The sequence below is a fragment of the Micrococcus sp. HMSC067E09 genome, from assembly GCF_001812555.1.
In the GTDB taxonomy this organism is placed as follows: domain Bacteria; phylum Actinomycetota; class Actinomycetes; order Actinomycetales; family Micrococcaceae; genus Micrococcus; species Micrococcus lylae.
In genome coordinates this window covers 62,944-85,427 of record NZ_KV809431.1, presented here as the reverse complement: position 1 = coordinate 85,427, position 22,484 = coordinate 62,944, and the positions used below count along the sequence as shown (strand labels likewise).

At 71.6% G+C, this 22,484-nt stretch carries 17 protein-coding genes; 5 read left to right on the top strand and 12 right to left on the bottom strand.

From position 1 onward, the window contains the following. Positions 1–249: 249 nt before the first annotated feature. Positions 250–1,221 carry a heme o synthase gene (locus tag HMPREF2863_RS04535; RefSeq protein ID WP_245829918.1) on the bottom strand — a complete coding sequence of 324 codons (972 nt, stop codon included), beginning with the start codon at positions 1,219–1,221 and terminating at the stop codon, positions 250–252. A 274-nt stretch (positions 1,222–1,495) separates the two neighbouring features. Here HMPREF2863_RS04535 and tkt point away from each other — a divergent pair, with 274 nt between their 5' ends. Genes tkt through HMPREF2863_RS04510 form a run of 5 tightly spaced genes read left to right on the top strand, consistent with a single transcriptional unit; the run spans position 1,496 to position 8,961 of the window. Then, entirely contained in the window at positions 1,496–3,667 is a 2,172-nt protein-coding gene (tkt, locus tag HMPREF2863_RS04530; RefSeq protein ID WP_070638371.1) for a transketolase, read from the top strand. 2 nt (positions 3,668–3,669) lie between these two features. After that, complete coding sequence (tal, locus tag HMPREF2863_RS04525; RefSeq protein ID WP_070638289.1) at positions 3,670–4,797, top strand: transaldolase; 1,128 nt, start codon at positions 3,670–3,672, stop codon at positions 4,795–4,797. 57 nt (positions 4,798–4,854) lie between these two features. Next, positions 4,855–6,456, top strand: coding sequence for a glucose-6-phosphate isomerase (locus HMPREF2863_RS04520; protein WP_070638286.1), 1,602 nt, complete (start codon positions 4,855–4,857; stop codon positions 6,454–6,456). Continuing rightward, positions 6,446–8,023, top strand: coding sequence for a glucose-6-phosphate dehydrogenase (zwf, locus tag HMPREF2863_RS04515; protein WP_070638284.1), 1,578 nt, complete (start codon positions 6,446–6,448; stop codon positions 8,021–8,023). Before HMPREF2863_RS04520 ends, zwf begins: the two co-directional genes overlap by 11 nt. Continuing rightward, entirely contained in the window at positions 8,020–8,961 is a 942-nt protein-coding gene (locus HMPREF2863_RS04510) for a glucose-6-phosphate dehydrogenase assembly protein OpcA (protein WP_067188965.1), read from the top strand. The genes zwf and HMPREF2863_RS04510 overlap by 4 nt, the downstream gene beginning before the upstream one ends. Positions 8,962–9,033: 72 nt before the next feature. On the opposite strand, the gene secG is transcribed toward HMPREF2863_RS04510, so the two are convergent. The 11 genes from secG to uvrA all read right to left on the bottom strand — a co-directional run bounded on the left by secG (position 9,034) and on the right by uvrA (position 22,349). After that, on the bottom strand, positions 9,034–9,285 hold the full coding sequence (secG, locus tag HMPREF2863_RS04505) for a preprotein translocase subunit SecG (protein ID WP_067188963.1): 252 nt from the start codon (positions 9,283–9,285) through the stop codon (positions 9,034–9,036). 80 nt (positions 9,286–9,365) lie between these two features. After that, positions 9,366–10,160: a triose-phosphate isomerase gene (gene tpiA / locus HMPREF2863_RS04500; RefSeq protein WP_070638281.1), complete on the bottom strand. Its 795-nt coding sequence runs from the start codon at positions 10,158–10,160 to the stop codon at positions 9,366–9,368. Between the two features lie 3 nt (positions 10,161–10,163). Further along, positions 10,164–11,408 (bottom strand): phosphoglycerate kinase, encoded by a 1,245-nt coding sequence (pgk, locus tag HMPREF2863_RS04495; protein WP_070638278.1) that lies wholly within the window; start codon positions 11,406–11,408, stop codon positions 10,164–10,166. Between the two features lie 148 nt (positions 11,409–11,556). Next, a complete protein-coding gene (gene gap, locus HMPREF2863_RS04490) occupies positions 11,557–12,564 on the bottom strand; it encodes a type I glyceraldehyde-3-phosphate dehydrogenase (protein WP_067188957.1) in 1,008 nt (335 codons plus the stop codon). 153 nt (positions 12,565–12,717) lie between these two features. Continuing rightward, entirely contained in the window at positions 12,718–13,344 is a 627-nt protein-coding gene (locus tag HMPREF2863_RS04485) for a superoxide dismutase (RefSeq protein WP_067188955.1), read from the bottom strand. A 160-nt stretch (positions 13,345–13,504) separates the two neighbouring features. After that, positions 13,505–14,512, bottom strand: a complete 1,008-nt coding sequence (gene whiA, locus HMPREF2863_RS04480; RefSeq protein WP_067188953.1) for a DNA-binding protein WhiA — start codon at positions 14,510–14,512, stop codon at positions 13,505–13,507. Further along, positions 14,503–15,645, bottom strand: coding sequence for a gluconeogenesis factor YvcK family protein (gene yvcK / locus HMPREF2863_RS04475; protein WP_070638275.1), 1,143 nt, complete (start codon positions 15,643–15,645; stop codon positions 14,503–14,505). Before yvcK ends, whiA begins: the two co-directional genes overlap by 10 nt. Continuing rightward, positions 15,642–16,574 (bottom strand): RNase adapter RapZ, encoded by a 933-nt coding sequence (gene rapZ / locus HMPREF2863_RS04470; RefSeq protein ID WP_070638271.1) that lies wholly within the window; start codon positions 16,572–16,574, stop codon positions 15,642–15,644. Before rapZ ends, yvcK begins: the two co-directional genes overlap by 4 nt. Positions 16,575–16,629: 55 nt before the next feature. After that, positions 16,630–18,684 (bottom strand): excinuclease ABC subunit UvrC, encoded by a 2,055-nt coding sequence (gene uvrC / locus HMPREF2863_RS04465; RefSeq protein ID WP_083315217.1) that lies wholly within the window; start codon positions 18,682–18,684, stop codon positions 16,630–16,632. Then, a complete protein-coding gene (locus HMPREF2863_RS04460) occupies positions 18,677–19,351 on the bottom strand; it encodes a lysophospholipid acyltransferase family protein (RefSeq protein WP_067188949.1) in 675 nt (224 codons plus the stop codon). Before HMPREF2863_RS04460 ends, uvrC begins: the two co-directional genes overlap by 8 nt. A 118-nt stretch (positions 19,352–19,469) precedes the next feature. Next, positions 19,470–22,349 (bottom strand): excinuclease ABC subunit UvrA, encoded by a 2,880-nt coding sequence (gene uvrA / locus HMPREF2863_RS04455; protein WP_371327618.1) that lies wholly within the window; start codon positions 22,347–22,349, stop codon positions 19,470–19,472. Positions 22,350–22,484 lie beyond the last annotated feature (135 nt).

Below are 22,484 nucleotides of genomic sequence, written 5' to 3'. Positions count from 1 at the left end.
AGGCACCGTGCCACCCCAGCCCCGCCACACACGTGCGCTCGATCCGATCCAGGGCCTGCGAGGAGCGCTCTCGTTCGGATCGAAGACGCCGGGCCGTGTCTGCGGCGCCAGGCCGGTTGCGCTCGATCCGAACCAGAGCGCGCCAGGCATGCTCCGTTTCGGAACGAGGGCTTCCAGGGGGCGGAGACACGCGACTGGCCCCTGCCGGCGTGAGGCGAGGGGCCGTCGTCGGGAATCAGGCGGGGAGGCTCAGCCGCCGAAGGTCATCAGCGGGGCGCCCACGAACGGGTCCACAGCCAGCGCGATGAACAGCAGGGTCAGGTAGGAGATCGAGAGGTGGAAGACCTTCATGGCCTTGCGGTCCTCGAAGTCGCTGCGGGTCGCCTGACGCTGCAGCACGTGCGACTCCCAGACGAACCAGCCGCCCACGCCCACGGCCACCACCGTGTACACGATGCCGGCCCAGCCCAGCGGGACGAGCAGCAGCGAGCAGGCCACGGTGGCCCACGCGTAGAGGACGACCTGGTTGGAGACGTGGTGCGCGGAGGCGGTGGCGCCGAGCATCGGGACGTCGGCGGCCTGGTAGTCGCGCTTGTACTTCATGGACAGCGGCCAGTAGTGCGGCGGAGTCCACAGGAAGATCACCACGAACAGAATGATCGCGGGCCACTCGATCGTCTCGCGGACCGCGGCCCAGGCGATGAGCACCGGGAAGCACCCGGCGATGCCGCCCCACACGATGTTCTGCTCGGTGCGGCGCTTGAGGATCAGCGAGTAGACGACCACGTAGAAGAAGATCGCCGCCGCGCCCAGCAGGCCGGCGAGCCAGTTGGCGCCGACGGTGAGGATCACCAGGGACAGGACGGTGAGCACCCACGAGAACACCAGGGCCTCGCGCGGTGACACCTCACCGGTCACCAGCGGACGACGCTCGGTGCGCTTCATGATGCGGTCGATGTCCCGGTCGATGTAGCAGTTGAACGCGCCCGAGGCGCCTGCGGCCATCGCGCCGCCCACCAGGGTGGAGAGCATGACGAACACGTCCGGGAAGCCGCGCTGGGCGAAGATCATGGTCGGCAGCGTGGTCACCAGCAGCAGCTCGATGACACGCGGCTTGGTGAGCTCCCAGTAGGCGCGCGCCTTGCGCTTGAAGCCGACGGGTTCGCCGGCGACGCGGCCGGGGTGCTGCTCGGCTTCGGCGGTGCGGTCAACGGCGGTCACGGGCGACTCCACGGTGGATGACATCGACTTCTTCACGGGGGCGGGGACGGGGGCGGCCCGCTGGACGCACTACCGGCGCGCAGGCACGGTGAGTGCAGATGGGCCAACCTCCAGTGTACCGCGGATGGTGTCCGCCGGGCGGGCAGGGGGCGATCCCGCGCAGTCTCGGGCGATAGGCTTGCCGCGGCGGCGTGTCCGCACCGGCCGAGCGACCGGTGGGAGCGCCGTGGACAGAGATCGCCCGCCCGTGAGGAGTTCCGACGTGAACGAGTCCATCGCCCGCCCCGCCCTCGACCGGACCCGGCCGGCCCGCGGCCACGTCTACGGGGAGAAGGACCGGGCCGTGGTGGACACGCTGCGCGTGCTCGCCGCCGACGCCGTGGAGAAGGCCGGCCACGGCCACCCCGGCACCGCGATGTCCCTGGCCCCCGTGGCCTGGGAGATCTTCCAGAACGTCCTTCACATCGACCCGTCCGACCCGCACTGGGCCGGCCGGGACCGCTTCATCCTCTCCGCCGGCCACTCCTCGCTGACGCTGTACCTGCAGCTGTTCGCCGCCGGTGCAGGACTTGAGCTCGAGGACATCGAAGCACTGCGCACCGAGGGCTCCAAGACCCCGGGCCACCCCGAGGTCAACCACACCACCGACCACGTCGAGATGACCACCGGCCCGCTCGGCCAGGGTCTCGCCTCCGCCGTGGGCTTCGCCTACGACCAGCGTCGCGTGCGCGGCCTCCTGGACCCGGACGCTCCGGCCGGAACCTCGCCCTTCGACCACCACGTCTTCGTCGTCGCCGGCGACGGCGACATCCAGGAGGGTGTCACCTCCGAGGCGTCCTCGCTCGCCGGCACCCAGGAGCTGGGGAACCTGGTGGTCGTCTACGACGCGAACCGCATCTCCATCGAGGACGACACGGACATCGCCTTCACCGAGGACGTCGCCGCCCGCTACCGCGCCTACGGCTGGCACGTGCAGGAGGTGGACTGGACCAACGGCGCCGACGGTCACGAGGTCACCGAGTACACCGAGGACACCGCCGCCCTCCACGAGGCACTCGTCGCGGCCAAGGCCGAGACCGGCAGGCCCTCGATCATCATCCTGCGGACCGTCATCGGCTGGCCCGCCCCCACGAAGAAGAACACCGGCGGCATCCACGGCTCCAAGCTCGGCGAGGACGAGCTGCGCGCCGTCAAGGAGCAGCTCGGCTTCGACCCGGACACCATGTTCGCGGTGGACCCGGGGCTCCTCGAGCACGCCCGATCGATCGGCGAACGGTCCGCGGCCTACCGCGCGACGTGGGACCAGGCCTTCGCTGCCTGGCGTGAGGCGTGCCCGGAGAAGGCCCGGCTCTACGACCGCCTCGCCGCCGGCCGGACGCCCGAGGGCCTGGAGGACGCGCTGCCCAGGTGGGAGCCCGGCTCGAAGGAGGTCGCCACCCGTGCCGCGTCCGGAGAGGTGCTCACCGCCCTCGCCGACGTCATGCCCGAGCTCTGGGGCGGCTCCGCCGACCTCGCCGGCTCCAACAACACCACCATGAAGGGCGAGCCCTCGTTCATCCCGGCCGACAGGTCCACGAAGGCCTGGGCCGGACACCCGTACGGCCGCACCCTGCACTTCGGCATCCGCGAGTTCGCCGCCGGATGCATCGTCAACGGCATCGCCCTCGGCGGCCTCACCCGCGCCTACGCCGGCACGTTCCTCACCTTCTCCGACTATCAGCGCCCCGCGGTGCGCCTGGCGGCCCTGATGGGCGTCGGCTCCGTCTTCGTGTGGACCCATGACTCCATCGGACTGGGCGAGGACGGACCCACCCACCAGCCGGTCGAACACCTCGCCTCCCTCCGGGCCATCCCGAACCTGGACGTCGTCCGCCCGGCGGACGCGAACGAGACCGCCTGGGCCTGGCACACGGTGCTGAACCGTCCGGACCGTCCCGCCGGCCTCATCCTCTCCCGTCAGAGCCTGCCGGTCCTGCCCCGCGGCGACGGATTCGCGGAGGCCTCCGAGGTCGCTCGCGGCGCCTACGTGCTCGTGGACGGCGCCGACGCCGAGGGCAACGCCGCCGACGCCCGCGTGCTGCTGGTCGCCACCGGCTCCGAGGTGAAGCTCGCCGTTGCGGCCCGCGAACAGCTGCAGGCCGCCGGCATCCCCACCCGCGTGGTGTCCGCACCGTGCCTGGAGTGGTTCGCCGAGCAGGACGTGGAGTACCGCGCCGCCGTGCTGCCGGACGGGCCGGCCGCCCCCGTGCGCGTGTCCGTCGAGGCCGGCGTGGCCCAGCCCTGGTTCGAGCACACCGTCACCGCAGGCTCCCGAGGCGCCAGGATCAGTCTCGAGCACTACGGCGAGTCCGCCTCCGGTGAGCGCCTCTTCGAGAAGTACGGCTTCACCGCCGAGAACATCGTCTCCGTCGCGCAGGACCTGCTGGCGGAGCGGAAGGAGTCCTGAGCATGGTCGAGCAGGCAGCACAGAACCCGAACACCGCGACCCTCGCGGCCGCGGGCGTCTCAGTCTGGCTGGACGATCTGTCCCGCGCCCGCCTTGTGGACGGCTCGCTGGCGGACCTGGTTGCGACCCGGTCGGTGACCGGCGTGACCACCAACCCGGCGATCTTCCAGAAGGCCCTCGAGGACGCCGACGTCTACGCCGCGCAGCTGGACGAGCTCGCCGCGGCCGGCGCGGACGTAGACGCCGCCGTCACCGCCCTGACGACCCGCGACGTGGCCGGCGCCGCCGAGGTGCTCGCGCCCGTCCACGCCGCCACGGAGGGGGCCGACGGCTTCGTGTCCATCGAAGTCGACCCCCGGCTGGCCCGGGACACCTCCGGCACCATCCGCCAGGCGCGCGAGCTCGCCGAGAGGATCGGGCGGCAGAACGTCATGATCAAGATCCCCGCGACCGTGGAGGGTCTGCCGGCCGTCACCGCCGTGCTGGCCGAGGGCATCAGCGTCAACGTCACGCTGATCTTCTCGCTGCCACGCTACCGAGAGGTCGTCAACGCCTGGATGTCAGGACTCGAGCAGGCGCGCTCCCGGGGCCGGGACCTGTCCCGGATCCACTCGGTGGCCTCGTTCTTCGTCTCCCGCGTGGACACGGAGGTGGACCGCCGCCTCGAGCAGATCGGCGGCGACGCCGTGCGGCTCAAGGGCGGGGCCGGGGTGGCGAACGCCCGCCTGGCGTACCGCATCTTCGACGAGTCCCTGCAGACCGAGCGCTGGCGCCTCCTCGAGGCCGCCGGCGCCCCGGTGCAGCGCCCGCTCTGGGCCTCGACCGGTGTGAAGGACCCCGCGCTGCCGGACACGCTCTACGTCACCGAGCTCGTCGCCGAGCGCTGCGTGAACACCATGCCCGCGGCCACCCTGGAGGCCGTCGCCGACCACGGTGAGATCGTCCCGGCGGTCATCCCCGGCGGCTACGCCGACGCCGACGCCCACCTCGACGCGATCGGCCACGCCGGGGTCTCCTATCGTGAGGTCGTGGACGTCCTCGAGGCCGAGGGCCTGGAGAAGTTCGAGACCGCCTGGGAACAGCTCCTGGACTCCGTGTCCGAGGGCCTGGCCTCCCGCCGCACCCGCTGACCGCCCACCGCCCGCACCGACTCGCCACGCGCACCGCGCAACCAGAAGGAGCACGCCATGAGCACCCTCGGACTGAGCGCCACCGGCGCCGCACTCGACGCCGTCGACCGTCACGTCCCCACCCTCGTCGAGGAGCGCTTCGCCTCCCGCCTCGCCGCAGAGGACCCGACGCTCTGGGGGCCGGCCGCCGAGGAGGAGTCCTCGAAGCGTCTGGGCTGGATCGATGCGGTCGCCCGTTCCCGTCCGCTGCTGCCGCAGATCTCCGAGCTGGCGGAGACGCTGCGCGGCGAGGGCGTGGACCGGGTCGTCCTCGCCGGCATGGGCGGCTCGTCCCTGGCCCCGGAGGTCATCGCCGGCACCGCCGGCAAGGAGCTCACCGTGCTGGACTCCACCGACCCGGACCAGGTGCGCGCGGCACTGACCGACCTGGACCGCACCGTCCTGGTGGTCTCCTCCAAGTCCGGCTCCACAGTGGAGACCGACTCCCAGCGCCGCATCATGGCCGAGGCGTTCACCGCCGCGGGCATCGACGCGGCCTCCCGGATCGTCGTGGTCACCGACCCGGGCTCGCCGCTCGAGCAGACCGCCGTGGAGGCCGGCTACCGGGCTGTCTTCACGGCCGATCCGACCGTCGGCGGACGCTACTCCGCGCTCACCGCCTTCGGCCTCGTCCCGGCCGGGCTCGCCGGGGTGGACGTCGAGACCCTGCTTGACGACGCCGAATCCGTGCTCGACCTGCTCACCGAGGACGACGCGGACAACCCGGGCCTGCAGCTCGGCGCCGCGCTCGGCGGCACCCTGCCGCTGAGGGACAAGCTGATCGTCTCGGACGCCGGTTCGGGCATCGTCGGCTTCGGCGACTGGGCCGAGCAGCTCATCGCCGAGTCCACGGGCAAGCAGGGCGTGGGCCTGGTGCCGGTCGTCGTCGACGACGGCGCCCCTGAGACCTCGTCTGACGCCGCGGACCTGCTCCAGGTGGTCCTTTCCGGAGACCTGGACGGCGTCGCCGCCTCGGCCCACGGCGTGGTCGTCTCCGGCTCGCTCGGCGCCCTGCTGCTCGTCTTCGAGGTGGCCACCGCCGTCGCCGGCCGACTGCTGGGCATCAACCCGTTCGACCAGCCGGACGTGGAGGCCGCCAAGGCCGCCGCCCGTGAGCTGCTGGACTCCCCCGTCGTCGCCGAGGAGCGCGGCGACGAGGTGGAGGGCATCGCCGTCTCCGGCCTGCCCGCCGACGCCGACGCCGGCTCGCTCACGGACGTCCTGCGCTCCACCCTGGCCCTGCTGCCCGAGGACGGCTACCTGACCGTCCAGGCCTACATGGACCGCCACGCCGACGCCGATCTGGAGGCCCTGCGCCCGGTCCTGGCGCAGGCCTCCGGCCGTCCGGTCACCTTCGGCTGGGGCCCCCGCTTCCTCCATTCGACCGGCCAGCTGCACAAGGGCGGCAGGCCGAACGCCGTGGTGCTCCAGCTGACCGCCGATCCCGCCGCAGACCTCGAGGTCCCGGAGCGTCCGTTCACCCTCGGCCGTCTCATCGCCGCCCAGGCCTCGGGCGACGCCGCCGTGCTCGCCGACCACGGCCTGCCGGTGGTCCGCCTGCACCTGACCGACCGCACCGCGGGCATCGCCGCCCTGCGCACCGCCGCAGATGCGCTCTGAGCCCTCCCGCGCGCAGCGCTGGGCCACCGTGTCCAACCCGCTCCGCGACCCGCTGGACCGCCGGCTGACCCGCATCGCGGGTCCGTCATCCCTCGTGCTCTTCGGCGTCACGGGCGACCTGGCCCGCAAGAAGCTGCTCCCGGCGATGTACGACCTCGCCGGCCGGGGCCTGCTGCCCCCGGGGTTCTCGCTGGTCGGCTTCGGCCGCCGTGAGTGGTCCGACGCGGACTTCGCCGAGTACGTGCGCGCCGCCGTGGAGGCCGGGGCCCGCACGCCGTTCAACGAGACCGTCTGGCAGCAGTTCTCCGGCGGCCTGCGGTTCATCTCCGGCGCCTTCGACGACGACGCGGCCTACGAGCGTCTCGTGGAGGTCCTGACGGAGCTGGAGTCCTCGCGCGGCACCCGGGCCAACACGGCGTTCTACCTCTCCATCCCTCCGAGCTGGTTCGAGGAGGTCTGCCGCCAGCTGGCGGAGGTCGGCCTGGCAGAGGACTCCGGGGACCGGGACGCCGCCTGGCGTCGGGTGGTGATCGAGAAGCCCTTCGGCCATGACCTGGACAGCGCCCGCGAGTTGAACGAGGTCATCGAGCGCGTGTTCCCGCCCGAGTCGGTGTTCCGCATCGACCACTACCTCGGCAAGGAGACGGTCCAGAACATCCTCGCCTTCCGCTTCGCGAACCGGATCTTCGAGCCGCTCTGGTCCGCCGAGCACGTGGACCACGTGCAGATCACGATGGCCGAGGACATCGGCATCGGCGGCCGCGCCTCCTACTACGACGGCGTCGGCGCCGCCCGCGACGTCATCCAGAATCATCTGCTGCAGCTGCTCGCCCTGACTGCCATGGAGGAGCCCCTCTCCTTCGACGCGGACCACCTGCGGGCCGAGAAGGAGAAAATCCTCGCCGCGGTCGAGGTGCCCTCCGATCCGCGGGAGATCGAGGCCGCCTCGGCACGCGGCCAGTACACCTCCGGCTGGCAGGGCGGCGAGCAGGTCACCGGCTTCCTGGACGAGGAGGGCTTCAACCCCGCATCGACCACCGAGACCTACGCCGCCCTCAAGGTCGGCATCCGGACCCGCCGCTGGCAGGGCGTGCCGTTCTACCTGCGCGCCGGCAAACGCCTGGGGCGCCGCGTCACCGAGATCGCCGTGGTCTTCAAGCAGCCGCCGCACCTGCTGTTCCCCGTGCGCCCGGGTGACGAGTTCGGCCAGAACGTCGTGGTGATCCGCGTGCAGCCGGACGAGGGCGTGACCCTGCGATTCGCCTCCAAGGTGCCCGGCACCCAGTCCGAGGTCCGTGACGTGACCATGGACTTCGGCTACGGCCACGCCTTCACCGAGGACTCGCCGGAGGCCTACGAGCGGCTGATCCTGGACGTCCTGCTGGGCGAGCCGCCGCTGTTCCCCCGCCAGGCCGAGGTGGAGCTGTCCTGGCGCATCGTGGACCCCTTCGTGAAGCACTGGGAATCGATGCCCGGCCAGCCCGAGCCCTACGACCCCGGCTCCTGGGGGCCGCCCTCGGCACACGACCTGCTCATCCGCGACGGCCGGCAATGGAGGCGCCCGTGAAGATCCGCATGGAGGACACCACCACCTCGGAGGTGGCCAAGCGCATCACCCGGCTGCGCGAGGCCGGCGGGGTGGTCACCCTCGGCCGCGTGCTGACCCTCGTGATCAGCACGGATCTCGACGGCGTGGAGAAGGCGCTCGATGCCGCGAACGCCGCGTCCCTCGAACACCCCTGCCGCATCATCGTGCTGGCCCTCGGCGACCGCACCGCGCAGAACCGGCTCGACGCCGAGATCCGCGTCGGCGGGGACGCCGGCGCCTCGGACGTGGTGGTGCTGGCGTGCCACGGCGCCAATGCCGAGCCGACCGAGGCCCTCGTCTCCGCCCTGCTGCTGCCGGACGCGCCGATCGTGGTCTGGTGGCCGGGGGTCGCTCCGCACGTGCCCTCCGAGACCCCGCTGGGCCGGCTGGCGCACCGCCGCATCACGGACACCGCCGCGTCCCCCTATGCCGAACGCGCCCTCTGGGCCCGCCGAGACGGCCATCGGGCCGGGGACACCGACCTGGCGTGGACCCGCCTCACCCTGTGGCGGAACCAGCTCGCCGCGATCCTGGACGACCAGGATCCGCGCGAGATCCGGTCGGTCACCGTGGACGGTGCCCCGGACTCCCCCTCGACGCTGCTGCTGGCCGCTTGGCTCACCCAGGCGCTGCGGGTCCCGGTGACCATCGCCCACACGAAGCGCGGCCACGGCATCCGCGCCGTCCGCCTGCGCCGCCACCGCGGTGACATCGTGCTCTCCCGTTCACAGTCCGCGGTGGCCAGGCTCTACCAGGCCGGCCGTCCCGTGCAGCGCATCTCGCTGCCCCGCCGCACCGACCAGGACTGCCTGGCCGAGGAGCTGCGCCGCCTGGACCCGGACGAGATCCTGGGCCGGGTCCTCTCGGAGGGCCTGCCCCGGACCGATCTGGAGGCCGTGCAGGCCAGTGAGCGCTGACAGACGCGAAGGCCCCCTCCGTGCGCGGCGAAAGCGCCGGGCACGGAGGGGGCCGTCGTCGTGGTCCTTCGGTCAGAACTCCACGTTGAGGCGGGCGATTAGTCCGATCAGGACGATCATCACCGCCCAGAGCACCGCGGTCGTCACGGTGACGCGCGCCAGCAGCTTCTGCGAGGCCCCCGAGGCGGACATCGAGGAGGACACACCGCCGCCGAACATGTCGGAGACGCCGCCGCCGCGGCCCTTGTGCAGCAGCACCAGCAGGATCAGCAGGACGCTGGACAGCGCCACCAGGACCTGCAGGATCACCATCAGGATGTCCACGGATCACTCCTCGTGAGAGGGCGGAGGGACCACATCCGGCCCCTGCGCCGTGATGTTCTCGGCTCGGGAATCCCGCCTGCTCAGGAGGCGGAGTCGAACTGGACGATCCTAACAAACTCGTCCGCGTCGAGGCTGGCACCGCCGACCAGCGCGCCGTCCACGTCCGGCTGCGCGAGCAGCTCGGGCGCGGAGGCCGCCTTGACGGAGCCGCCGTAGAGGATGCGGACCGACGCGGCGGTCTCCTCCCCGGCGAGGCGCTCGAGCTCGGCGCGCAGGGCGGCGCACATCTGCTGGGCGTCGTCGGCGCCGGCGACCTCGCCGGTGCCGATGGCCCACACCGGCTCGTAGGCCACCACGACCCGGCCGATCTGCTCGGCGGACAGCCCGTCCAGGGCCGCCGTCAGCTGGGCCACGGTGTGGTCCACGTGCCGGCCTGCCTGGCGGACCTCCAGGCCCTCGCCGACGCAGAGCACCGGCACCAGGCCGTGCTCGAGCGCGGCGGCCACCTTGGAGGCCACCACGGCGTCGTCCTCAGCGTGGATCTCGCGTCGCTCCGAGTGCCCCACGATCACGTAGGTGCAGTCCAGCCTGGCGAGGAAGGCGCCGGAGACGTCGCCGGTGTAGGCGCCGGAGGCGTGCGGGGACAGGTCCTGGCCGCCGTAGGCGAGCTCGAGGCGGTCGCCCTTGACGAGGGTCTGGACGCTGCGCAGGTCGGTGAACGGCGGGAAGACCGCCACCTCCACCCGGTCCTGGTCGTGGCCGGCGTCCTTCAGGCCCCAGGCGACCTTCTGGACGAGGTCCACGGCCTGCATGTGGTCCAGGTTCATCTTCCAGTTGCCCGCGATCAGCGGGATGCGCGCAGTCTGCTCTGCCATGGCTCAGGCCTTCCCGCCGGACAGGGCCGACACGCCCGGCAGCTCCTTGCCCTCGAGGTACTCCAGGGAGGCGCCGCCGCCGGTGGAGATGTGGCCGAACTGGCCGTCCTCGAAGCCCAGGGTGCGCACGGCCGCGGCCGAGTCGCCGCCGCCGACCACGGACAGGCCGCCGGCCGCCGTGGCCTCGGTGAGACCCTGGGCCACGGCGCGGGTGCCCTCGGCGAAGGCCGGGAACTCGAACACGCCCATCGGACCGTTCCAGAACACGGTCTTGGCGCCGGCGACCTCGGCGGCATAGGCCTGGGCGGTCGCGGGGCCGATGTCCAGGCCCATGGCCTTGTCGCCGTGAGTCCCGGAGGCCAGGGCGTCCACCGGGAGGACCTCGTGCTCGGCGTCCTTGGCGAAGCCGGAGGCCATCACGATGTCGGTGGGCAGCACGATGGTGGCCGCGCCCTTGCCGGAGCGCTCCAGGTAGCCCTTGACGGTGTCCAGCTGGTCCTCCTCGAGCAGGGAGGAGCCGACCTCATGCCCCTGGGCCTTGAGGAAGGTGAAGAGCATCCCGCCCCCGATGAGCAGGGTGTCCGCCTTCTCCAGCAGGTTGTCGATCACGGCGAGCTTGTCCGACACCTTCGACCCGCCCAGGACCACCACGTACGGGCGCTCCGGGGACTCGGTGAGACGGGTGAGGACCTCCAGCTCGGTCGCCACGAGCGGGCCCTGGTAGGCCGGCAGCAGGGAGGCGATGTCCGCCACGGAGGCGTGGGCTCGGTGCACGGCGCCGAAGGCGTCGCCCACGTAGGCGCCGTCCGCGCCGGCGAGGGCGGCCATCTCCTTCGCGAACTCCTGCCGCTCGGCTGCATCCTTGGAGGTCTCGCGGGCGTCGAAGCGCACGTTCTCCACCAAGAGGACCTCGCCCTCGGCCAGGGCTGCGGCCTTCTGCCGGGCGGAGGAGCCCGTGACGTCGTCGGCCAGGGCGACCTCGGCGCGGAGCAGCTCGCTCATGCGGGCGGCCACCGGGGCGAGGGAGAACGTCGGATCCGGCTCGCCCTTGGGGCGGCCGAGGTGGGCCATGACGATCACCTTGGCGCCGGCGTCGGCGAGCTCCTTGATGGCCGGCAGGGACGCACGGATGCGGCCGTCGTCGGTGACGGTCGAGCCGTCCAGCGGCACGTTCAGATCGGACCGGATGAGCACGGTGCGTCCGCGCACTCCCGCGGAGAGCAGGTCGTTCAGGGTCTGGGCGGTCATCGGGCGTCCTCCTTGGCGCGACGGGAACCGGGATGGGGTCGTGAGGGGGCACACGCGCGCTCGTCGGCGACGGTGCCGTCAGGTCGAGTCTAGGCAACGGCCCGCACCGACGTGCGGTCGGTGCGGGCCGTGGCTGTCACTGCCGCGCTCAGAGGGTGGCGGCGATGTGCGAGGTGAGGTCGAGCAGCTGGCAGGTGTAGCCGTACTCGTTGTCGTACCAGCCGATGATCTTGACGGTCTGGCCGATCGACTTGGTCAGCGGGGCGTCGAAGGTGCAGGCGGCCTCGGTGGTGACGATGTCCGAGGAGACGATCGGGTCCTCGGAGTACACCAGGCGGCCCTTCATCTTCTCGCTCTCGGCGGCCTTCTTGAAGGCGGCGTTGACCTCGTCGACGTCCACGTGGCGGGTCAGCTCGACGGTGAGGTCGGTGGCGGAGCCGGTGATGGTCGGCACGCGCATGGCGAAGCCGTCCAGCTTGCCCTCGAGCTCCGGGATGACCGCGCCGATCGCCTTGGCTGCACCGGTGGAGGTCGGCACCATGTTCTGCGCGGCGGCGCGGGCACGGCGGCGGTCCTTCTTGTGGACGTTGTCGTGCAGGTTCTGGTCGCCGGTGTAGGCGTGGATGGTGGTCATGATGCCGTCGACGATGCCGAACTCGTCGTTCAGCACCTTCACCATCGGGGCCAGGCAGTTGGTGGTGCAGGAGGCGTTGGAGACGATGTGCATGGTCTGCGGGTCATACTTGTCCTCGTTCACGCCCATGACGAAGGTGCCGTCCACGTCCTTGCCCGGGGCGGAGATGACGACCTTCTTGGCGCCGGCGTCCAGGTGGGCCTTGGCCTTCTCGCCGGAGGTGAAGATGCCGGTGCAGTCGATCACGATCTCGACCCCCAGCTCGCCCCACGGCAGCGCAGACGGGTCCGGTTCGGCGAACATCTTGACGGTCCGGCCGTTGACGACCAGGCCGTCGTCGGCCAGCTCGAGCTCCCCCGGGAAGGTGCCGAGGATGGTGTCGTACTTGGTCAGGTAGAACAGGTCCTCATTGTCGGCCAGATCGTTGATGGCCACGAGCTCGAGGTCGGGAGTGCGGTCCAGGATGACGCGGAGGGCGTTGCGTCCGATGCGTCCGAATCCGTTGATGGCGATCTTGGTCATGCGTGCCTCTGTTCCTCGCGCCCTCGGACGGGCGCATGCTGGTTGTTGACGGTGGGGACGGACGTGGGGCTGCGCCGGCGGGCGGCGCCGGTTGCGGGTCCGCCCGGACCCCGGGGCGGTGGCATGCCCCGGGGTCGCGAGCGGTGCGTCGGATCAGGCCGGCAGGACCAGGCCCGAGGCGCCGTTGCGGGCCGCCTCGAAGCGGGCCTGCACGTCCTCCCAGTTCACGATGTTCCAGACGGCCTTGACGTAGTCGGCCTTCACGTTCTGGTAGTCGAGGTAGAAGGCGTGCTCCCACATGTCCAGCTGGAACAGCGGGATGGTGGCCACCGGCACGCCGTTCTGCTGGTCGTAGAACTGCTCGATGACCAGGTTGCCGCCGACCGGCTCGTAGGCCAGGACGGCCCAGCCGGAGCCCTGGATGCCGAGGGCCGCGGCGGTGAAGTGCGCCTGGAACTTCTCGAAGGACCCGAAGTACTCGTCGATCGCGGCGGCGAGCTCACCGGTCGGCTTGTCGCCGCCGTCCGGGGAGAGGTTCTTCCAGAAGATCGAGTGGTTGGTGTGGCCGCCCAGGTTGAAGGCGAGGTCCTTCGACAGCTGGTTGATCGCGCCGAAGTCCTCGGCCTCGCGGGCGGCGGCCAGCTTCTCGAGGGCGGTGTTGGCACCCTTCACGTAGGTGGCGTGGTGCTTGGAGTGGTGCAGCTCCATGATGCGCGCAGAGATGTGCGGCTCCAGGGCGGCGTAGTCGTAGTCCAGCTCCGGCAGGGTGAATTCAGCCATGAGTCCTCCTCGGTTGTGTACGGTCCGATGCCGCCGTCCGGGACGCGTGCCCGGGCGCCTGCGGCATCCCTTCCGCCTCCATCCTTGTACGCCTCGGCCGTGCACGCCAGCCTCGGTCGGCGGGCGTGCACGGCTTCCGCGCACCGCGAACGGCAGGCGGTCAGTCGTGAAGTGCGGTGTCCTCGTCCAGGACGTCCTCGAGCTCCGGCACGACGGCCTCGGCGGTGCCCGGGATGCCCTGCTCGGCCGCCCGCTTGTCCGCGGTGGCGAGCAGGCGGCGGATGCGGCCGGCGATGGCGTCCTTGGTCATCGGCGGGTCGGCGAGCCGGCCCAGCTCGTCGAGCGAGGCCTGCTTGTGCTGGATGCGCAGCATGCCGGCGTAGCGCAGGTGCTCCGGCGCGTCCTCGCCCAGGATCTCCAGGGCCCGCTGCACGCGCGCCCCGGCGGCCACCGCCGCCTGGGCGGAACGGCGCAGGTTGGCGTCGTCGAAGTTGGCGAGGCGGTTCGCGGTGGCGCGCACCTCCTTGCGAGTGCGGCGCTCCTGCCACTTCTGTGCGGTCTGCCCCGCGCCGACGCGGGCGAGCAGGGAGGCGATGGCCTCGCCGTCGCGGACCACCACGCGGTCGGCCTGACGCACCTCGCGGGCCTTGGCCGCCACACCGAGACGACGGGCCGCGCCGACCAGGGCGAGGGCGGCCTCCGACCCGGGACAGGTGACCTCGAGGCTGGCGGAGCGTCCCGGCTCGGTGAGCGAGCCGTGGGCGAGCAGGGTCCCGCGCCAGACGGCGGCGGTGTCCGCGAGGGACCCGTTGACCAGGGCGGAGGGCAGTCCGCGGACGGGGCGGCCGCGCTGATCGAGCAGTCCGGTCTGGCGGGCCAGTGCCTCGCCGTCCTCCACCACGCGGATGACGTAGCGCTGGCCGCGGCGCAGGTTGCCGCCGGAGACGACCACGACCTCGGTCGCGTAGCCGAACAGCTCGACGATCAACTGGCGCAGGCGGCGAGCGGTGGCGCCGTGATCGAGCTCGGCCTCCACCACGATGCGGCCGGAGATGATGTGCAGTCCCCCGGCGAAGCGCAGCAGCGCGGCGACCTCGGCCCGACGCTCCGACGTGGTCGTCACCGGCACGCGCGCCAGCTCGTCCTTCAGGTCGGTGGTCAGGGCCATGCGGGGTCGTCTCCTTCAGGGCTCGTGTCGGGGCGGGCGGCGTCACCGGCGCAGCGGATCCGGTGCATGGCCTCCTCAAAGGCCACGGCGAGCAGCAGCGGGTCGTGGACGGCCCGGTCGCGGCCTCGGGACACTTTACTAAACAGGGTCTGGGCGCCCATTTCGGCGGCCACGGCCTCGAAGTCCTCGCGATCCCGCACGGAGCGCGGGCAGGCCAGGATCGCGTCGAACGAGAGCTCCGGCGCATAGGAGCGGATCACACGCAGCTGGTCCGCATGCGTCATGCCGGTGGTCTCCTGTGTTCCGGTGTGCAGGTTGGTGACGAACACCTTCTTCGCCGCGGAGGCGGTGAGCGCCTCCCGCATGGCCGGCATGAGCAGGTGGGGCAGCACCGAGGTGTACAGGGAGCCCGGTCCCAGCACCAGGAGATCCGCCTCGGCGATGGCCGTCAGGGCCTCAGCGGTCGGGTCGGCGTCCTCCGGGGTCAGACGCACGCCCAGCACCTGGCCTGTGCGCGCGGCCTCGGCGAGGGAGACCTGGCCCTCCACCTGCTGCCGACGCAGAGACCCGTTCGCCTCGGTCAGGACCGTACCCGCGATCGTCAGCGGAGTGCGGGAGGCCGGCAGCACACGTCCCTCGGCCCGGAGCAGCGCTCCGGCCCAGAGCAGACCGTCCACCGGGTCGCCGAGCAGCTCCCAGAGCGCCACGATCAGCAGGTTGCCGAGGGCGTGGTTCTCGAGCGTGGCCTCCTCGGCGGGCACCTTGGTCGCACGGAATCGATGCTGCATCGCGGCCGCCCAGGTGCGTCCCCAGTCGTTGTCGTCGCAGAGGGCGGCCAGCGCCATGCGCAGGTCACCCGGAGGCAGGACGTCCATCTCGCGGCGGATGGTGCCCGACGAGCCGCCGTCGTCGGCCACGGTGACCACCGCGGTCAGGTCCCCGGCCACGTGGCGCAGGGCCCGCAGAGAGGCCGACAGCCCGTGACCGCCGCCGAGGGCGACGACGTTCGGACCGGAGGCCCCGCGAGACTCCCCGACGCCACGGGCCGGCGCGGGCGGCTGTCCGTCCACGGGGCGGGGGCGACTCCCGAGAACAGGGGGCAGGGGCAGCTGGGAGGTGTGGTGCTCGGTCATTCGCGCCCCATGTCCCGGTGCTTGACCTCCACCGTCACCTGGTCGAGCAGGCGCAGGCGGCGGGCCAGCTCCTCGGTGACGGCCACCGAGCGGTGCTTGCCTCCGGTGCAGCCGATGGCGATGGTCGCATAGTGCTTGTTCTCCCGCAGATAGCCTTCGAAGACGGGCTCCAGCATGCGTGCGTAGGTCTCCACGAAGTCCATGACGCCCTCACGGCCGAGCACGTACCGGCTGACGGCGGAGTCCAGCCCCGTGTGCGGCCGCAGCTTCGGCACCCAGTGGGGGTTCGGTATGAAGCGCATGTCTGCCACGAAGTTCGCGTCCGTGGGCAGTCCGTACTTGAAGCCGAAGCTGACGAGGTTCAGCCGCAGGCGCAGCGGACCGTCGTCCGAGAAGAGCTGGGTGACCTGGCCGGCCAGGCCGTGGACGTTGAGCGCAGTGGTGTCCAGGACGAGGTCGGCGTGGGAGCGCAGGTCCCGCAGCAGCTGACGCTCGGCGCGGATGCCGTCCAGAAGCGTGCCGTTGCCCTGGAGCGGGTGAGGACGCCGCCCGGCCTCGAAGCGGCGGACCAGCACGTCGTCGTCGGCCTCCAGGAAGAGGATGCGGTACTCGAGCCCCTGGTTCTGCAGATTGTTCAAGGCCTGGCGCATGTCCGGCAGATGCGTGCGGGAACGGACGTCCACCACGATCGCCAGCCTGGCGAACGCCTCAGGCGACTTGGCCACGAGCGCCGAGAGGGTCGGCAGCAGCTGCGGCGGGAGGTTCTCCACCACGTACCAGCCGTGGTCCTCCAGCGCATGGGCGGAGGTGGTCCGCCCGGCGCCGGACATGCCGGTGATGACGAGGACCTCGGGATGCTGGGGCTTGTCCACCGCCGGAGACGAGTCGCTCGTCTCTGACGCGGCCGGGGGCAGGGGCTGCTCGCTCATGCCTCCACTCTATCCGCGCGCCGCCGGGCCCACTCCCCCGGGCCCACGTCCGGCCTCAGCCGTCGGCGCCCGCCGCCGCGCCTGCCGACGACGGACCCGCCTCCTCGTCCGCGTCGCCCGCCTCCGCGCCTGCCGACGACGACCCCGTCGCCTCGGCCCGGCCCGCCGCCTCGGCTCGGCCCGTCCCCGGGTTCAACGCCGCGTCGCCCGTCCCCGGGTTCAGGGCGGCGTCGATCGCCGCGGCCAGCTTCGGGCCGACGCCGGCGACCTCGGTCAGCCGGTCGACCCCGGCGCGGCGCACCTTCGCGACCGAGCCGAAGTGGGTGATCAGAGCGGCCCGCTTCGCCGGGCCGAGGCCGGGAACCCCGTCCAGGGCTGACTCGGTCATCGCCTTGGACCGGCGCTTGCGATGGCCGGCGATGGCGAAGCGGTGGGACTCGTCGCGCAGCCGCTGCAGCAGGTAGAGGCCCTGCGAGCTCCGCGGCAGCACGAGCGGGAACTCGTCGTCCGGCAGCCAGACCTCCTCGAGCCGCTTGGCCAGGCCCACCACGGGAAGGTCGTCCAGGCCCAGCTCCGCGAGCACGGCCACGGCGGCGGCCACCTGCGGCGGACCGCCGTCGACCACGACCAGGGAGGGCGGATAGGAGAAGCGGCGGGCGCCGTCGTCGTCCCCCTCCTCCACCTGTCCGGTGAGCGGGGCCCCCTCGGCACGCTCGGCGGCGAGCCGCGCGAAGCGGCGGCGGAGCACATCCCGCAGGGAGGCGGTGTCGTCCCGGGCCGCCTCGCCGGTGACGTTGAACCGGCGGTAGTCGGACTTCTTCGGCAGGCCGTCCTCGACGACCACCATGGAGCCGACCACGTTGGTGCCCTGGGAGTGGGAGATGTCGTAGCACTCGATGCGCAGCAGCGGCTCGTCCAGCTCCAACGCCTCCTGCAGCTCCTTCAGCGCAGCCGAGCGCGCCGTCAGGTCGCCGGTGCGCCGGGACTTGTGCAGGCTCAGGGCCATCTCCGCGTTCTGGCGGACGGTGTCCATCAGCTCGGCCTTGTCCCCGCGCCGGGGCACCCGGATGTGGACCCTGGAGCCGCGGCGGCCGGACAGCCAGGCGGCCGTCTCCTCCGGCTCCTCGGGCAGCACGGGGACGAGGACCTCGTGCGGGATGACGTCCTTGTCTGCGGCGTCGCCGTAGACCTGCTGGAGCAGCTGCTGGACCATGGCGGCGTCGTCCACGTCCTCCACGCGTTCCATCACCCAGCCGCGCTGGCCACGGATGCGGCCCTGGCGGACGTGGAACACCTGGACGGCGGTCTCCAGCTCATCCGAGTGGAACGCGTAGATGTCCGCCTCGGTGCTCTCGGCCAGCACCACGGCGTTGCGCTCGAACACGCGCTTCAGGGCGGCGATGTCGTCCCGCAGCCGGGCGGCGTCCTCGTAGCGCAGGTCCTCCACGGCGGAGGCCATGGCCTTCTCCAGCTCGCGGATGAAGCGGCCGGCGTCCCCGGCCATGAAGTCACAGAAGTCCTGGGCCAGCGCCCGGTGCTCGCTCGGGGAGATCCGCCCGACGCAGGGCGCCGAGCACTTGCCGATGTAGCCGAGCAGGCACGGCCGGTCCTGGGCCTGCGCACGGCGGAAGACGCCGGCGGAGCAGGTGCGCACGGGGAACACGCGCAGCATCAGGTCCACGGTCTCGCGGATGGCCTTGGCGGGATGGAACGGGCCGAAGTACTTCACGCCCGGGCGCTTGTCCCCGCGCATCACCTGCACGCGTGGGAACTGCTCGTTCATGGTGACCGCCAGGTACGGGTAGGACTTGTCGTCCCGGTACATGATGTTGAACCGGGGCCGGAACTCCTTGATCCAGGAGTACTCGAGCTGGATGGCCTCCACCTCGGAGCCCACCACGGTCCACTCCACGGCCTGAGCGGTGAACACCATCGTGCGGGTCTTCGTGGCCAGGCGGGCGGGGTCCTGGAAGTAGGAGGACAGGCGGGCGCGCAGGTTCTTCGCCTTGCCCACGTAGATGACGCGGCGGTCCCGGTCCCGGAAGCGGTAGACGCCGGGACGGGTGGGGATCTCGCCGGCGGCGGGACGGTAGGAGGCCGGGTCAGCCACGGGACGCAGGCGGAGCGTTGTACGAGTCCACCCGCTCCTGGCCGGTGAGCGCGGCGATCGCGTCCATGACGGCGGCGGTGGCCTCGCGGCGCGCCGGCAGGGTGTGCCGGCGGCCGGGGTGGCCGAAGTGCAGGGGCTCGCCGAAGCGCACGGTGAACCGATGCGGCTTCGGGAGGCGGTCGTCCGGGGCCTGGAGCCGCTCGGTGCCGATCAGCCCGACCGGCACGACCGGGGCGCCGGTGGTCAGGGTCAGCCAGCCGACGCCGGTGCGGCCGCGGTAGAGGCGGCCGTCGCGGGACCGGGTGCCCTCGGGGTAGATACCGACCCCGCTGCCGGTCTCCAGCAGCTCCACGAGGGAGTCGAGGGCGGCCACGGAGGCCGCCTGCTCACCGCGCTGGACGGGGATGGAGCCGACCGACTCGAAGAACCACTTCATCGCCTTGCCCTTCAGGCCGGGCGCGGTGAAGTACTCGGCCTTGGCGAAGAAGTGCACCATGCGAGGGGACAGCGCCTGCAGGATCACGGAGTCCAGGAAGGACAGGTGGTTGGAGGCGACGATGAACGGCCCGGCCGCGGGGACGTTCGCCACCCCCTCCACGATGGGGCGGCACACGGCCCTGATCCCGAGGCCGGCGCTTCGGCGCAGCGGATCCGACGTCGTGGCCATCGAGCCGTCCCTCCCGGTCATGGTGCTTCCCGACGGCGGGCGGCTGGGTCCGCCCCGTCAGTGGTCCCCGTCATGCTACGTCAGCGCGGTCGGCCGACGACACAGGCGGCGGGGCGGGTCAGCCGAGCAGTTCCTTCAGGAACCGTCCAGTGTGGCTGGCCTGCACCCGTGCGACCTCCTCCGGGGTGCCGACGGCCACCACCTGGCCGCCGCCGGAGCCGCCCTCGGGGCCGAGGTCGACGATGTGGTCTGCGCATTTGATGACGTCCAGGTTGTGCTCGATGGTCAGCACGGTGTTGCCCTTGTCCACGAGGGACTGGAGCACGTGCAGCAGCTTCCGGATGTCCTCGAAGTGCAGGCCGGTGGTGGGCTCGTCCAGCACGTAGACGGTGCGCCCGTTGGAGCGACGCTGCAGCTCGGCGGCCAGCTTCACGCGCTGGGCCTCGCCGCCGGAGAGCGTGGTGGCCGGCTGCCCCAGGCGCACATAGCCGAGACCGACGTCCACGAGGGTGTTCAGGTAGCGCGAGATCTTCGTGTAGGAGCTGAAGAACTCGGCGGCCTGTTCGATCGGCATGTCCAGGACCTCGGCGATGTTCTTGCCCTTGTAGTGGACCTCGAGGGTCTCGCGGTTGTAGCGCGCACCGTGGCAGACCTCGCAGGGGACGTAGACGTCCGGAAGGAAGTTCATCTCGATCTTCAGGGTGCCGTCCCCGGCGCAGGCCTCGCAGCGGCCGCCCTTGATGTTGAAGGAGAAGCGGCCCTGCTGATACCCGCGGACCTTCGCCTCGGGGGTCTCGGCGAAGAGCTTGCGGATCGCGTCGAACACCCCGGTGTAGGTGGCCGGATTCGAGCGCGGGGTGCGGCCGATGGGGCTCTGGTCCACGTGCACCACCTTGTCCAGGTGGTCCAGCCCCTCCACGCTGCGATGGCGGCCGGGCACCTGCTTGGCCCCGTTGAGGCGGTTGGCCATCACCTTGTAGAGGATCTCGTTGATCAGCGTGGACTTGCCGGAGCCGGAGACGCCGGTGACGGCGGTGAACACTCCGAGCGGGATGGTGACGTCCACGTCCTGCAGGTTGTTCTCTCGGGCGCCGCGCACGGTGATGACGCGGTCCGGGTCACTCGCGCGGCGCTGGGCCGGCACCGGGATGCTCCGGCGGCCGGCCAGGTAGTCGCCGGTGATGGAGCGGGTGTTGGCCTTCAGGTCCTCCAGGGAACCGGAATGGACGACCTCGCCGCCCCGCTCGCCGGCGTGGGGGCCGATGTCCACGATCCAGTCCGCCTCGGCGATCGTGTCCTCGTCGTGCTCCACCACGATCAGGGTGTTGCCGAGGTCGCGCAGGCGCAGGAGCGTGTCGATCAGGCGCCGGTTGTCCCGCTGGTGCAGGCCGATGGACGGCTCGTCGAGCACATAGAGCACACCCACCAGGCCGGAGCCGATCTGGGTGGCCAGGCGGATGCGCTGGGCCTCGCCGCCGGAGAGGGTGCCGGCGGAGCGTTCCAGGTTCAGGTACTCCAGGCCCACGTCCAGCAGGAAGCTCAGGCGGGCCAGCAGCTCCTTGAGGACCTGGTCGGCGATGCGGCGCTCACGCTCGGTCAGCTCCAGGGCCTCGAAGAAGGCGAGCAGCTCGCGCAGCGGCAGGCGTGTGGCGTCCGCGATCGACTTGTCCGCCACGAGCACGTTGAGCACGGTGGGGTTCAGGCGCGCGCCGCCGCAGGCCGGGCACGGGATCTGGCGCATGTAGGACTCGTAGCGCTCTCGGGCCGAGTCCGACTCCGTCTCCCCGTGCTTGCGCTCGATGTACGGCATGACGCCCTCGAAGCCCGTGGTGTAGCGGCGCTCGCGGCCGAAGCGGTTCCGGAAGGCGACCTCCACCTTGAAGTCCTTGCCGTGCAGGACCGCGTGGCGGGCCTCCTCGGGCAGGTCGCGCCACGGCGTGGTGAGCGAGAAGCCCACGTCCTTGGCCACCCCGGCGAGGATGCGCTGCCAGTATTCGGCGGTGGACTTGCCCAGTGACCAGGGGGCGATGGCCCCCTCGGCCAGCGACAGCTCGTCGTTGGGGACCACGAGCTCCTCGTCCACCTGCAGACGGGAGCCGATGCCGGTGCACTCGGAGCAGGCGCCGAACGGGTTGTTGAAGGAGAAGGAGCGCGGCTCGATCTCGTCCACGGTCTGCTCGTGGCCGTTCGGGCAGGACAGCTTCTCGGAGAAGGGGCGGTAGCGCGGGGTGCCGTCCGCGCCGCGGCCGGAGAACTCTCCGGTGTTCTTCTTGCCCTTCTCCTCGACGACCTCCACGTCCACGAAGTCGGCGATCACGAGCCCGTCGGCGAGCTTCAGGGCGGTCTCTACCGAGTCGGTGAGGCGCTGGCGGATGCCTTCCTTCATGGCGAGGCGGTCCACCACCACGGCGATGGTGTGCTTGACCTGCTTCTTCAGGGTCGGAGGGTCCGAGAGCTGGACGAGCTCGCCGTCCACCACGGCGCGGGCGTAGCCCTGCGCGGAGAGGGAGGAGAACAGGTCCACGAACTCGCCCTTGCGGCCGCGGACGACCGGGGCGAGGACCTGGAAGCGGGTGCGCTCGGGCAGCTGCAGCAGCCGGTCCACGATCTGCTGAGGGGTCTGCCGGTCCACGGGCTCGCCGCAGTCCGCACAGTGGGGCACGCCGATGCGGGCCCACAGCAGGCGCATGTAGTCGTAGATCTCGGTGATGGTGCCCACGGTCGAGCGCGGGTTGCGGTTCGTCGACTTCTGGTCGATCGACACGGCCGGGGACAGACCCTCGATGAAGTCGACGGCCGGCTTGTCCACCCGTCCGAGGAACATGCGGGCGTAGGAGGACAGCGACTCGACGTACCGGCGCTGGCCCTCGGCGAAGATCGTGTCGAACGCCAGGGAGGACTTGCCGGAGCCGGACAGGCCGGTGAACACGACCATGGAGTCGCGGGGCAGGGAGACGTCCACGTCCTTGAGGTTGTGCTCGCGTGCTCCCTGGACCACGATCCGGTCCGGGTCGGCGGTGTCGCCCGCGTGGCCGTGCGGTCCTGCGGCGAGTCCGGTGGGGGCGGTGCTGTTCGTATTTGTGTTCGACACGCGCTCCAGTCTAGGGGCGGACGCGGCCCCCGCCAGGGCCCG